This is a genomic window from Methylobacterium sp. J-088, from assembly GCF_022829295.1.
Taxonomy (GTDB): Bacteria; Pseudomonadota; Alphaproteobacteria; order Rhizobiales; family Beijerinckiaceae; genus Methylobacterium.
Map to the genome: position 1 here is coordinate 22,684 of NZ_JAKSYH010000228.1, position 12,070 is coordinate 34,753.

The window sequence follows — 12,070 nt, forward strand, 5'->3', positions numbered from 1 at the left end:
TCTTCGGCATCCGTCCGCGAGGCAGCGACCCGGCCATGGCCCCTCTCCCCTCGAACCCCGAACCATCCCGCGAACCGGGGGGACAAGCCTCGACGGTCTGGACGCTGGCGCTCGCCACCGCCCTCCTCGGCCTCGTAGCGCTTCCGCGCCGCTCCACCACGGCCAGACCCAGCAGCGCCGAGGGCGAGGGCAATGCGCGGCAAACGTCGCCCTCTCATTCCGGCCGCGAAGCCCACGAGGTGGCGCGCAGTCAAGCCGACCGCGGCCGCCAGGCGTCGAAGCCCACCGAGATACCGGCCAAAGGCTGGAAGGACATCGTGCTGCGCACCTACCGGGACGTCGGCGAGAACCGGATCATGCTGGTGTCGGCCGGCGTCACCTTCTTCGCGCTGCTGGCGATCTTCCCCGCGATAGCCGCTTTGGTGTCCGTCTACGGCCTCGTGGCGGATGCCTCGACCATCAACGACCAGCTCGCCAGCCTGCAGGGGATCATGCCCCAGGGCGCGCTCGACATCCTCAGCGACCAGGTCAAGAACCTCAACGATAAGGGCAATGCGACGCTCGGCCTGAGCCTACTCCTAAGCGTCGCCCTGTCGGTGTGGAGCGCCAACGGTGGCATGAAGCACATCTTCGACGCGCTCAACCTCGTCTACAACGAGCGTGAGAAGCGGAACTTCGTTGTGCTCAACCTTGTGTCGCTCGCCTTCACCGCGGGCGCGCTGCTGTTCCTGATCCTGGCGCTCGTCGCGGTCGTGGTGCTGCCGGTCGTGTTCGAGTTCATCGGTATCGGCAAGGACGTATGGTGGCTGGCCCTGCTGCGCTGGCCCGTGCTCCTTCTCGCCGTGCTCGGCGGCTTGGCGGTGCTGTACCGCTATGCACCGAGCCGAGATGCGCCACGCTGGCACTGGGTCACTGGCGGGAGTGCCGTAGCGGCGGTGCTTTGGCTTGGGGGCTCGCTGCTGTTCTCGTGGTACGTCGCCCACTTCGGCAGCTACAACAAGACCTACGGCTCGCTCGGCGCTGCGATCGGGTTCATGACCTGGATCTGGATCTCGACGACGATCGTGCTGCTGGGTGCGCAGGTGAACGCTGAGATGGAGCATCAGACGGCCGAGGACACCACGGTGGGCGAGCCCCAGCCCTTGGGAACCCGGGGTGCGAAGATGGCCGACAACGTCGGAGCGGCTTCGGAGTAGCTGCTGCCCTCAGAGCTCGGAGCTGGACCCACGTTCTTGGGTCATGTCCTGAGCCGGGCGTTGAGCATATGGCGAGCGCCCCGCAGCCCGGTTTGCAAGGATACGCTCGCGGAGCAGGACGGCGCGGCGTGCGATTGCATCCGCATCGCAGGTTCGGCAAGGACCGCCGCGGCCAGCGGCATGGCAGTTGTTGGGGTTCTGGCAGGACCGGCGGGGCATCGCGTTCCTATAGCCACTGAGACGCCCGCAATCACAGGAATGTCACCTTGGCATTTCACATCCCAAGGTCGTGTTACTCCGCTGCGATGGCGGTTGCACGGTATACTCGTGTACAATCCTTAGATGCGTCACGAACCGCGTGTACGCAGCGACCGCCCCGGACCCGTCGCACTCTGAGGCTATCTTCAAGATGACGACGAAAGCGCCGAAATCGACCACTGAAGCCGATCGCACGATCGGCGGCCGTGTCACGGAACTCCGGATCGCGCGAGGTCTCAGTCAGACCGCGCTGGGCGATGCCATCGGGGTCAGCTTCCAGCAGGTGCAGAAGTACGAGAAGGGCCGCAACCGCATTAGCGCCGGACGGCTGCAGACCATAGCTGATCTGCTGAAGGTACCGGTTGAGACGTTCTTCGCCGACCGGTTGGTTGAGGGTGCCGACGGCAGCAACATTCGGACGTTCTACGACGATCCGCAGGTCATGCAGTTGATCACAGCTTTCACGAGCATCACCGATGAGATCATGCGCGAAAACGTTCTCTCGATCGTGAGGGCTGCGGCTAAGATCCAGCTGGCGAATGTCGAAAAGGCACCGACGGGATCAGTGTAGATTACCTCCCTCGGAGCCAGGCTCAGCCGGGTCCATCACCATCTCCGAAGCGATGATCCGGCCCATCTCCTCGAGCAGGATCCGCAGCTTAGGACGCAGCTTTGCTGCGCTCGCTAGATCCAGATCGCCGAGTAGATCCCACAGCGCCAGCGCTTGGCCGGCAAATAAGTCCAGGGTGGACTGCGCCCCATCGTCGTCAGCCGTGAGATCGATCTGACCTTCGCTGTCGCCATCCATGCGTCTGTCGACCATCTCGCTGCAGATCCCACGGATGCGCATCCTCTGGTCGCACAACCGAACTCGAAACTGCAATTCCGCCGCCATCCCTTCGAGATGCCGCGCGGTCGCGATCTGGTGGTGCTGGCGCGCCCGAGCATGTCGCCGGAACCGCCGCTCCGAGGCCCGCATCTGGGCCAGGAACACCAGCCCGCGCAACAGCGCGGGCAGGCTCGGCAGGGGACGTGTCGGCGTGTCCATCAGCTCGCACACGACGCCAGAGCCTCCGTCAGCAGCGCCTGATCGGTGGTGAGGCCGCCGAGCGAGGCCGCCCGCCGGACGAGGATCCCCAGCCGCTCGTCTCGTTCGTCACAGTCCGCGGGCTGGCGCCGCTCGATCTCCTCGGCGATGGCACGCGTGACGCGCCCAATGCGCTCGCTCTCCCGATAGATGATGTCGCCGGCAGCCGTGCGTTCCGTCCGCATCTTGTCCCAGAAGCACGCGGCGTTCTCGGCGCGCCCAATCAGATCCTCGAAGGGCTCCAGGGCCTCGTACAAACGGGCGAGCTGCACGAGTGGGAGGCCAGCGAGGTCATGCTCCCCATCGGTGACTGACGCCTCGACGCCCACCCCAGCAAGCCGCGCCGCGCCCTCCTGCACCTGCCGGAGCATGCGCCACACGCTGTATACCGGCCCGCACGGCGGCGCGGCCTCGGGTGTCAGCGGCGACGAACCCTCGCCAAACAGTCGCGCCACCAGCAGCGCCTTGATGCCGTAGCCCGCGACCGTCTCGGCCCGCGCCACCGCGATCCGTGCCGCCACCGCGCTGACCGCGTTGTAGGCCTCCGACGTGCCGGCGCGTGCCTCCTCGACCCACGCCGCCATGAACTCGGCCCCGAGAGCGAGCAGCGTGGCGTCGGCGTGCTGCACGACCTCTGGCCGTTCGGCCGCGATGGCCGCCGCGATCGGCGCGAGGACCTCCTCGAACAAGTCGGGGGCGCTGTCGATGATCCCGGTCTCGCCGGTATGCAGCCTCACCTGGAACCGCGCGTAATCGACGAGCGCGAGGCGGCCGGCTTGGGTGGTCGGCACGGTACGCCAGACCGCTTCACGGGTGGCCTGCTGGATCTTGGTCAGCGCATCTTCGCGACCTGACCAATCTGCTGGCTTATCCCCCTTCATGGCTTCCTCGAACGCATCTGTCTCCGCCTCGGCGCGGCGGCTCGCGGCGATGGCGGCGAGCACGGGATCCGGTGCCCCGTCGCCGTCGGGAAGGGGGGCCGCTACTAGCGCCAGCGCATCCATCCGCATCTCGCAGCGCATGTCCCGCTCGACGCGCGGCCAGAGGGTCGGGTCGGTATTGTCGGTGTGGGCGAGACGGCTGCGCTCGACCTCTGCCTCCGCCAGTTCGAGGAGACGCCCGGCCTCGCGCTGGATCGCCTCGTCGAGCGCCATCAGGATGCGTGGGGCATGGGCCGGGAACGGCACGAAGCCTGGGTGCCGCGCGGCCTCGGCCTGCCACTCCTGAAACGTAGAGGGCGAGGCACGGCCGGTGCTGACGGCGAACCCACCTTCCCCACGCACGGCCCTCTCCAGCGCGTCGAGGCGCAACTCTCGGCGAAACTGCTCGACGCCTTCGGCCGTGGTCTCAGGCCCGAACAGGCGCGAGAACTCGGCCAGTGCGATGCCGTGCAGGCGCTCCAGCTCGATCCGGATCCCCTCCTCGACGATGACGAAGCCGAATGGCCTGATCGCAGGCGAGGCCATGAAACCCGGCGGCGGCGCAGTCCAATCGACGGGGCCGGTCGGCACGCACGCCTCTGCTCCAGCGATGAGGGAGTCGGCGGCGTGATCGGCGTGCTGCAGGCCGGGTTCGCCCCCACGCTCGCCGTCGAGCACCATCGCCCAGGCTTCAGCCAGGGCGCGGAACCCTTCTGGGGTCGTGGGGCGCACGGTCTTGAGCCGCTCGTAAGCCTCGCCCTCGCGGTCCTCGATCGCGGGATCCACATCCGGCACGCCCACCCCACCGGCATCTTCGATGGCCGCGGCGAGCGCGTCCCAGGAGGCCCGGAACTCGGCCACCACGGCGAGCGCGGGATCCGGCTCTACCATACCGGCGAGCCCGCCAAGCGCGGCGACCGTCCTGTCCAGATTGGCCGCGGTCCCGCTCAGCGGGTGAGGGCCCGCCGAGAGGCAACCACACCCGCTACCCGCCTCCGCCGCTTCGACGACCGCCGCGAGCTGCCTCAACAGGTCCTGCGGATCCTCGACGACCTCCGAGGCCGGCGAGCCCGAGACGTACCGCAGCAGCCGCACCGCACCCGAGACGTCGCTGGGACGCGTGGCGATCAGGTCCGCCCAGGCCGCACCATCGGCGTTCGACGCAGCCGAGAACACGGCATCGGCCTCGGCCTCCGCCTGCTTCGAGGCCGTCATCGCAGCGTCGACTCCGCAGGAAGCACGCTGCAGCTCCTCGCGGGCAATGCGGTGGCGTTCGATCGCGGCGTCGACCGGATCGGGCGTCAGGGCGTGACCGAACCCGAGCGGCGTCGGCTCGGCCAAACGGTCCTGACGGAGCGGTGCCGGCTGAGCCAGGCCGGCGGGGAATGGAGGCGTTTCGTTCTTCATCGCGGGCTTTCGGCTGGAGGGCTGGCAGGTCGGGACCATCTCGCGCGAGACGGTTGTCAGGCTACGCGGCAAGCCAGTCTGCCAGACTGCTAGCAAGCGGGATTCATGGCATTGCGGATGTACGGCTGCACGCCTCAGAGCAGAGTCGCGAGACCGGTCAGAACCGCCCCGCCGCCGATGATCGCGATTGCGGCCAGGGCTTCGCCGGCGAGACCGGAGGCCCGCAGGAGGCGACGGCGCACGAACTCGCGCGGCGCCACCGTCCGACAGGGCGGGGCACGGCGCTCGGCCGCCGGCGCGAGACGCCCGAGCGGCGCGGCCACGGGCAGCATGTCTGGCAGCAAGTCGGATCCGGCGAACCGCGACAGGTCCGCCTCACGCATCAGGACGAGGCGCCCGAAGAAGTCCTCCGCGTCCGCGGTCACGGCCTCCTCTCGCGCGTACCAGCGCAGGTGCCGGACCAGTGCGAGCGCCCCGAACCGGGAGCCGCACGGCGTCGCCAGCAAATGCTCGAGCGCCTCTTGCATCGCGGTCTCGGCACGCTCGGAGGCGACGCCGCCCGGCGCGACCTGGAACACGGACCAGGCCTCGGCGTGCGTCTGGATCGCCGCGAGGATCGGATCGGACGCCACGACGCGGACAGCGCCGGGGGCGGGCGTGAAATCGGGGATGCGGGCGTGCGTCATGGTTCGCGCTCCTGATGGGGCTCGTGGCGGTGGGACGGCGGTGAAGGGGGAGGACCGGTGCGACGCCGATCAGCGCGGCGCGGTCAGGAGGTCAGTGAGCGGCGGCGCGGTGGGCGGCCTTGGCGACCTGCCAAGCGGCCTTCAGAGCGGATGACATCGCCTCGCGGCGGGAGACGCCGCAGCGCTCCATGATGCCGGGCGCGGCGCGGCAGGCAGCGGCCATGATGGCGGCGCGGTCATACTGGCCGGAGACGACGAGGGGGCGCTTGGCGACGTTGAACTGGATGAAGGCGCGGGCCGAGAGCAGGCCGGCGGGGATCTGCGGGCGGCTGTCGTGCAGCGAGCGGGAGATGCGGTTCCAGGAGACGGTGCGGTGGGACATCAGACACCACTTGCGGCGGCTTCGTTACACCTATAGTTAGGTGAAGCCCCATAAGGCGTCAAGCCATAAGTGGAATTAATCAGCTATAGGTGTAATATGGTGGTGACCGGGGAGCAACTTCGAGGCGCCCGGGCGATGGCGCGGATCGAACAGTCCGAACTCGCGCAGAAGGCCGGGGTGTCGGTCGATACGATCAAGCGTCTTGAAAGAACGGTCGGCCCAATCTCCGCGAACGTGCAGACGATGGCAGCTATCGTTCAGGTGCTGGAAGCCGCCGGCCTGGAATTCATTCCCGAAAACGGCGGAGGAGCCGGGATCCGGTTCCGCGAGCGCAAGGCGTAGCCATGGCGACGCAGGCCTACCGCCTCACCTTCCTCCTACGCTTGGCCGGCTCGGACACTGGCACCACGCGGCAGACGGTGACCATCGCCACGGAAACCAAGGACGAGGCTGTGAAACTCGCACAGTTCTACCGGTCTGATATGCCGGATGGTTCCCTGTGTTCCGCGACGCTCACCGATGCGGACGGACAGGTCCTCTGGTCGGAGCAGAAAAGCGACGCGCCGCACGAGGCGACGCCTCAAGAGGACCACCCGTGACCTACACCCTCGAACAGCTCGCCGCCGGCTCCTACGACGTTCTCCTCGACGGCGCCCTCGTCGCCGCCCTAGCACGCGAGGTCGACCGCAGCGGCGTGACGCGGAAATGGCTGGTCGAGCTGCTCGACGAGATGCCGCCGGCCGATCGACCCGCGCCCTTCACGGCGCAGAGCCATGCTTTCGAGACCCGCGGGGCCGCGCTGGCGTGGCTCGGCATCGGCGGCGCGGGCGAGGATTTCGAGGAGCGGCTCCGAGAGCATCTGGCCCCATGAGTGATCAGAACGGCGAGCGGCCGGATCCGGCGGACGAGGGCGTGACTGAGCAGGAGCTCGAAGCGTTCATGTCGCTCGGCCAGCAGCTCGCCGCGCAGATGGCCGAGGCGAACTTCCGGGTCATCACGTCCCGGTCGGGCTGGACCATGGCGGACGTCGAGGCCGCGACCGAGCGCGCGTTGGAGCGCATGGAAATCGGCTCGCGCGACATCGTCGTGGCCCAGGGCGCCGATCCGGACGGAGAGAACTGGCAGGCGATCTGGGCAGCCATGGAAAGCCGGTACCGTCAGATGATGACGGAGCTGCTTCGGGTTTCAGGCCTGCGGGTTGGGGAGAAGCTCCAGTGAACGCACCAAGGGTCAAGCTGACCGAGCTGCGCGAATACCGGTCCGAGCGGACGGGGAACACGTACTTCTCGGGCTACCTCGGCAAAGCCCGGGTGGTGATGCTGCGCGACGACCGGGCCGAATGCACCGGCAAGGAAGTGGCGCGCTGGTCCGTGCTTCTGGAGGAGCCGGAGCCGAGGGAGGGTCGTGACGGCCCCTCCTCTGGCGCCGCGGACCGCCCGTGCGGCGATCGCTACGCCCGGCGCGGCGCCAGACCGGCAAATTTGCCGGTCTCGGCCGGCTCACGGACCGCCCAGCGATACCGCGAGTCCGGTACTCCTCAGGCCTCCCGGGGCGGCAACACCGCCGCCGAGCGCACCGCCAGCGACTTGCTGCACGAGACAGGCATCGACCCAGGTTCTGAGATGAGCCGGGACGAGATGCCGTTCTGATCCACACCGCGAGGACAGGCTGGTCACCGCCGCGCCTTGGCTCGCGGTTCTTCGACGTCGCCGAAATCCTCGTCCGGCCCCTCGTCGGCATCGTCGTCCGCCAGCTCGCGGGGCGGCAGGGCATTCCGCATGCGTCGGAAAGCGGTCAAAGCCTCTCCACGCGGGCTCTTAGGCGACATGAGCGTTTGGTAGATGGATGCCGCGTCGTGCTGCAGGTGACCAATCAGCGCCGACCGGGTATCGGCCGGCAAGTCCGCGAACTGCTGAGGCCAGCCAGGAGCAAACTTCGGGACCAGCTGAAGCACGTCCTCACCGAGCCGGCCTATCACCCTGCGAAGTGCCGCGGTCGAGAAGTCATGACTGTGGTCCCGGCGGAGCTGTGCAAAGTAGTCACCCATTGCGTCATGGCTGGGCGGCAGCTCCGCGAGGTCACCAGACTTAATTCTCCGCCTCGCCATGGCCGCCGATGACAACGTACGACGTGCACCGTCTGGGACTGGTCGATTAGATGACCGCTCGTACTCAACCCAGATCGACTGAATAATTGGATCCTTATGAACTGCAGCAGGCTTCACATCCGCAGCGGATTTCGAGATCGCACTCTCAGATGCGGTAGAATTTAAGACCGGCCCACGAGGCGTGCGTTCGAAATCTCCATCTATAGAGCCCGGGCCTGCAATCATCTTGCGATATCTATCAATCTGGAACTGTAGATGCTCGATTGTGCTTTCTGCCGCTCTGCACCTCATTTCCAAATCTTGATAGGTGCGGTTCAGCTTAACGTTTATTTGACTCCCGCCGATGTGAAAGTCTGCCTGAAGTTCAGCAACGACATCATGACCCAACGTCATTTCGAAGCTTTCAAGTGCACCGCGCACCATACCGTCGATAAGTGATTTCGCCATTTCAATGGCATGATGATGTCCCCCGGGTTCCCGAACCCATGGGACTATGGAAGTCTCGTTGGATGCCTGAATATGTTGCTTATTCGGTACTATCACAGTGTACTGGTGGCTTGATGAAAATTCCACGTTAGCGTTTTTGTCCGAGGCATTCCAACTATCAAGACAACGCAACATTGTAGGAGAAATCGCCTTTGGAGAATACTCGTACATAAATTTTGCCTCGGTACACAAGGCGGCATCAACGTAATACTCCACCTGCTCACTCAATGTCCGTCGGTTCGCCTCTGCGACCTCTTCGACCGCGGCACGCAGGTCCTCTCTCACCCTGAATGTGATGGTTTGCCGTCGCTTGGTTTCCTCGGAGGCGCGAGGCCGGCCACGTCGCACCGGAGGATCGCTCTCGGTCATTTCGGACACTCAGAAAATTATCGCACACACGTACACGTACGGTGTTGCCAGCCCTCAGGCAAGCTGCCATACGGAACGTACACACGTACACGTCTAGGGGCTCTAATGCTCGATGCTCAGACCAAGGAGTGGCTTAGCAAGCCGGCTTGCTCCGTCGCCCAGGCCGCTGAAATGCTCGGCATGTCTGGTCCCGGAGTTATTCGGGCAATCGAACGGGGCGATATTCGAAGCACTCGCATCGGGAAGCGGATCATCATTCCGACGGCACAGATCCGCAGGATGCTGATGCTTGATGACGCTGCCCTCAGTGCCAACGCGGCCTGAGTGAGCCGCCGAAGGGCGGCCCAGCGACCGCGCGGGGGCGCGGAAGCCAGGCCTGACGCGGGAGCCGACAACCGGGCGGCTTCACGTGTTGACCCTCATACCACGACCGGACCCGACCAAGCTCACTGCGCCGCAGCCGACGCGCTCACCGATGCCGAAGTCCTCGTCGGTAGCACCACTTGGCTGCTCTCCCTCGCCGACTGGCTCGCGGAGGAGCTCGATCTCGCCGACGGCGAGACCGTCCGGCTGCGTCGCGCCGACGTCGAGCGGATGCGCGCTGGCCTGACCCGCTGCGTCGCTTGCCTCGATACGCTGACCTGCGACCCCGCCCAGCTCCCGCCCCTCGACGACGCCTCGTCCGAGGTCGTGCCGTCTCCCACCACCCCGAGCCCTAGGACGCTCCAATGATCCGGCCGGATCCCCTCCTCGGCGGCATCGATGCCCGTGGAACCGTCCCCCGCGCGACGCTGGAAGAGCTGTCCCGGACAGGACGCGAACACCTTCGCCCGCTCTACTCGGCGATGCTGGATCCAGGCATCAGCCTCCTGATGGTGCACCAGCGCGGCGGTCGCTTCGGCATCGAGGGCACCGGAGGATTCGTCGCCTTGATCGGGGACGATACCGACTGCGCGCTCGGTCCACGGGGCTTTCACAAGCGGTCGATCCGCCGGTTGGCCGCGCAGGTGCGCAGCATCGTCATCGTGGCTTCCGACATCGAGCCTCGCGCCTATGCCGCGGTGGCCGCGCTCGCGTCCGTGGGGTTCGGCGCCCTCCTCGTAGAGACCCGCCCAGAACAGGAAGGCGCGTGGCTGGAGACCTTCAAGGCCGCCGCGCCCCGGACGCCAATTCTCCTCGTCACGCCGATCGCCGGAAACGCCTGATGAATCCGAGGAGCATCGCCCAGGCGCTCCCGAACGGGAGGGTGATCTCGGGAGGGGTAAGCTTCGCGGCCCCGGGGCACTCGAAGCGTGACGACTCCGGCCGCGTCCTACCCAGCCGGAACATGCCCTTCGACATCTTCGTGCACAGCCTGGCGGGCGACGACGATCTCGCCCTCCGCGACTTCGTGCTGGAGCAACTGGAGCGGGCGGGCCTGATCCGCCGAGATCGAGGTAGCCTGCGGGGCTCGACCGCACTGACGCGTCCGCAGCGCGACGTGTCTCAGGCTCGCACACCTGACCCGGGCGAGACTGAGCGCACCACCCGCGGCCTGGAGATCTACCGCGAGGCGGACACACTCTGGAGTTCGCCCGTCGAGGCTTACCTCGTGCGCGAGCGCGGCCTCCAGCTCTTCGAGGGTCTCGGCCGCGCGATCCGCTATCACCCGTCCTGCCCCTTCGGTCCGCACCGCACGCCCGCCATGGTCGCCCTGGTGCGCGACATCCGCACGAACGAGCCCCGCGCGATCCACCGTACCGCGCTGACGCTCGATGGGCGCAAGGCCGAAATCGGAGGCTACGACCGCCTCACCCTCGGGCCGGTCTCGGGCGCCGCGATCAAGCTCACACCGGACGAGGAGGTGACGCTCTGCCTTGGGATCGGGGAGGGCATCGAAAGCGCCCTCAGCCTGCGCCGCCTATCCGAGTTCGGTGCCTCGCCGGTGTGGTCGCTCATCTCGGCCAACGGCGTCGAGCGCCTGCCGGTGCTCACCGGCATCGAGAGCCTGTGGCTTGCCGTCGATCACGACCCAGCCGGCATGTCTGCATCGGAGGCTTGTGCGGGACGGTGGCGCAACGCCGGCGCGGAAGCCTTCCTCGTCAAGCCGCTCCTCGAACGCTCAGATCTGAACGACGTGTTCCGGGAGCGTCTGCATGCCTGACGCCGCGGCTCGTACCGTCGTCATCGAGCGCTTGCCCCCCGGCCATACGGTTGCCGCGGAACATGGCGAGGCGCCGATCGGCCCAGCGTCGAACTCGCGCTTCCGTTCGGTATTGGGGCTCGCCGAGGCCGGCGGTCGCAATCGCAAACCCAAATCGCCGTCGAAAGCGCAGCTCGACCGAAAACTCGCCTTCTTCCCGTTAACCGATCTCGGCAATGCCGAGCGCTTCGTCGCACGGTTCCAGGGGCGGTTCTTGTGGTGCCAGCCGATCGGCTGGTTCGCATGGGATGGGCGTCGCTGGACGACCGACGGTGCCGAAGGCCTCGTGTTAAAGGCCGAGCATGAGACGGCGCGTGGCATCCAGGATGAGGCCGCGGCGATCAGGGATACGGACCGCGACGTGCCGGTCTCCGCGGGCAAGAAGCCCGGCGACACGGAGATGTTGTCGACCAAGCTGGCCGCATGGGGCCGAACGTCGGAGAGCGCATCGCGCCTCAGTGTTATCGCCAAACGTGCGGCCCCATACATGGAGGTGAAGCCGACCGAGTTCGACGCGGACCCGATGCGGATCAACGTCCTCAACGGGACGCTCACCGTCACACGTCACGAGCGCGGATCGAGGATCAACCTCTCGCCCCACGATCCGACGGACCGGATTACGAAGCTCGCACCCGTCACCTTCGATCCGGCAGCCACCTGCGCGCTCTTTGATGTGTAAAGGGCGGACCAATTCCAGGCCGCTGTGGCGGAGTAAAACCAGGCCAATGGCGGCCGCAGCTTGAACGATGAAGGGGCCCGATCGGGCCCCTTCATCGTTTATCGCCGACCATGAGGCTAAAGCCGGTAGGATCTCGCCCGTCTCGGGATCGTGGGGATCGGTGGTGGCCTGGAATTGGTCCGCCCTTTACACATCAAAGAGCGCGCAGGTGGCTGCCGGATCGAAGGTGACGGGTGCGAGCTTCGTAATCCGGTCCGTCGGATCGTGGGGCGAGAGGTTGATCCTCGATCCGTGCTCGTGACGTGTGACGG

General features: G+C 66.7%; 17 protein-coding genes. 12 read left to right on the top strand and 5 right to left on the bottom strand.

Going from position 1 to position 12,070, the window contains the following annotated elements; genetic code table 11:
* The first annotated feature begins 35 nt into the window (after nt 1–35).
* Complete coding sequence (locus tag MKK63_RS24705; RefSeq protein WP_244006398.1) at nt 36–1,196, top strand: YihY/virulence factor BrkB family protein; 1,161 nt, start codon at nt 36–38, stop codon at nt 1,194–1,196.
* A gap of 409 nt (nt 1,197–1,605) precedes the next feature.
* Nucleotides 1,606–2,025: a helix-turn-helix domain-containing protein gene (locus MKK63_RS24710; RefSeq protein WP_244006400.1), complete on the top strand. Its 420-nt coding sequence runs from the start codon at nt 1,606–1,608 to the stop codon at nt 2,023–2,025.
* Here MKK63_RS24710 and MKK63_RS24715 read toward each other — a convergent pair.
* The 4 genes from MKK63_RS24715 to MKK63_RS24730 all read right to left on the bottom strand — a co-directional run bounded on the left by MKK63_RS24715 (nt 2,017) and on the right by MKK63_RS24730 (nt 5,936).
* Nucleotides 2,017–2,514, bottom strand: a complete 498-nt coding sequence (locus MKK63_RS24715; RefSeq protein ID WP_244006401.1) for a hypothetical protein — start codon at nt 2,512–2,514, stop codon at nt 2,017–2,019. The two genes, MKK63_RS24710 and MKK63_RS24715, sit on opposite strands and share 9 nt — an antisense overlap.
* Nucleotides 2,502–4,868, bottom strand: a complete 2,367-nt coding sequence (locus tag MKK63_RS24720; RefSeq protein ID WP_244006402.1) for a hypothetical protein — start codon at nt 4,866–4,868, stop codon at nt 2,502–2,504. The genes MKK63_RS24715 and MKK63_RS24720 overlap by 13 nt, the downstream gene beginning before the upstream one ends.
* 134 nt (nt 4,869–5,002) lie before the next feature.
* Nucleotides 5,003–5,554 carry a hypothetical protein gene (locus MKK63_RS24725; RefSeq protein WP_244006403.1) on the bottom strand — a complete coding sequence of 184 codons (552 nt, stop codon included), beginning with the start codon at nt 5,552–5,554 and terminating at the stop codon, nt 5,003–5,005.
* Nucleotides 5,555–5,645: 91 nt separating this feature from the next.
* Nucleotides 5,646–5,936: a hypothetical protein gene (locus MKK63_RS24730; protein WP_244006404.1), complete on the bottom strand. Its 291-nt coding sequence runs from the start codon at nt 5,934–5,936 to the stop codon at nt 5,646–5,648.
* 96 nt (nt 5,937–6,032) lie between these two features.
* Here MKK63_RS24730 and MKK63_RS24735 point away from each other — a divergent pair, with 96 nt between their 5' ends.
* The 5 genes from MKK63_RS24735 to MKK63_RS24755 are packed head-to-tail and all read left to right on the top strand — an operon-like array spanning nt 6,033 to nt 7,585.
* A complete protein-coding gene (locus MKK63_RS24735; RefSeq protein ID WP_279574854.1) occupies nt 6,033–6,278 on the top strand; it encodes a helix-turn-helix transcriptional regulator in 246 nt (81 codons plus the stop codon).
* A 2-nt stretch (nt 6,279–6,280) separates the two neighbouring features.
* The gene (locus tag MKK63_RS24740) at nt 6,281–6,535 is read left to right on the top strand and encodes a hypothetical protein (protein WP_244006406.1); all 255 of its coding nucleotides are present in this window, start codon (nt 6,281–6,283) and stop codon (nt 6,533–6,535) included.
* Entirely contained in the window at nt 6,532–6,807 is a 276-nt protein-coding gene (locus tag MKK63_RS24745) for a hypothetical protein (RefSeq protein ID WP_244006408.1), read from the top strand. The genes MKK63_RS24740 and MKK63_RS24745 overlap by 4 nt, the downstream gene beginning before the upstream one ends.
* Complete coding sequence (locus MKK63_RS24750; protein ID WP_244006411.1) at nt 6,804–7,154, top strand: hypothetical protein; 351 nt, start codon at nt 6,804–6,806, stop codon at nt 7,152–7,154. The genes MKK63_RS24745 and MKK63_RS24750 overlap by 4 nt, the downstream gene beginning before the upstream one ends.
* Nucleotides 7,151–7,585 carry a hypothetical protein gene (locus MKK63_RS24755; protein ID WP_244006413.1) on the top strand — a complete coding sequence of 145 codons (435 nt, stop codon included), beginning with the start codon at nt 7,151–7,153 and terminating at the stop codon, nt 7,583–7,585. The genes MKK63_RS24750 and MKK63_RS24755 overlap by 4 nt, the downstream gene beginning before the upstream one ends.
* A gap of 23 nt (nt 7,586–7,608) precedes the next feature.
* On the opposite strand, the gene MKK63_RS24760 is transcribed toward MKK63_RS24755, so the two are convergent.
* Nucleotides 7,609–8,898, bottom strand: a complete 1,290-nt coding sequence (locus MKK63_RS24760) for a hypothetical protein (protein ID WP_244006415.1) — start codon at nt 8,896–8,898, stop codon at nt 7,609–7,611.
* Between the two features lie 105 nt (nt 8,899–9,003).
* On the opposite strand from MKK63_RS24760, the gene MKK63_RS24765 reads away from it, so the two are divergent.
* The 5 genes from MKK63_RS24765 to MKK63_RS24785 are packed head-to-tail and all read left to right on the top strand — an operon-like array spanning nt 9,004 to nt 11,759.
* Nucleotides 9,004–9,222 carry a helix-turn-helix domain-containing protein gene (locus tag MKK63_RS24765; RefSeq protein WP_244006417.1) on the top strand — a complete coding sequence of 73 codons (219 nt, stop codon included), beginning with the start codon at nt 9,004–9,006 and terminating at the stop codon, nt 9,220–9,222.
* A complete protein-coding gene (locus MKK63_RS24770) occupies nt 9,223–9,630 on the top strand; it encodes a hypothetical protein (protein ID WP_244006418.1) in 408 nt (135 codons plus the stop codon).
* Nucleotides 9,627–10,103, top strand: a complete 477-nt coding sequence (locus MKK63_RS24775) for a hypothetical protein (RefSeq protein WP_244006419.1) — start codon at nt 9,627–9,629, stop codon at nt 10,101–10,103. Before MKK63_RS24770 ends, MKK63_RS24775 begins: the two co-directional genes overlap by 4 nt.
* The gene (locus MKK63_RS24780; RefSeq protein ID WP_244006420.1) at nt 10,103–11,041 is read left to right on the top strand and encodes a toprim domain-containing protein; all 939 of its coding nucleotides are present in this window, start codon (nt 10,103–10,105) and stop codon (nt 11,039–11,041) included. The genes MKK63_RS24775 and MKK63_RS24780 overlap by 1 nt, the downstream gene beginning before the upstream one ends.
* The gene (locus MKK63_RS24785; RefSeq protein ID WP_244006421.1) at nt 11,034–11,759 is read left to right on the top strand and encodes a hypothetical protein; all 726 of its coding nucleotides are present in this window, start codon (nt 11,034–11,036) and stop codon (nt 11,757–11,759) included. The genes MKK63_RS24780 and MKK63_RS24785 overlap by 8 nt, the downstream gene beginning before the upstream one ends.
* The last annotated feature ends 311 nt before the right edge of the window (nt 11,760–12,070 follow it).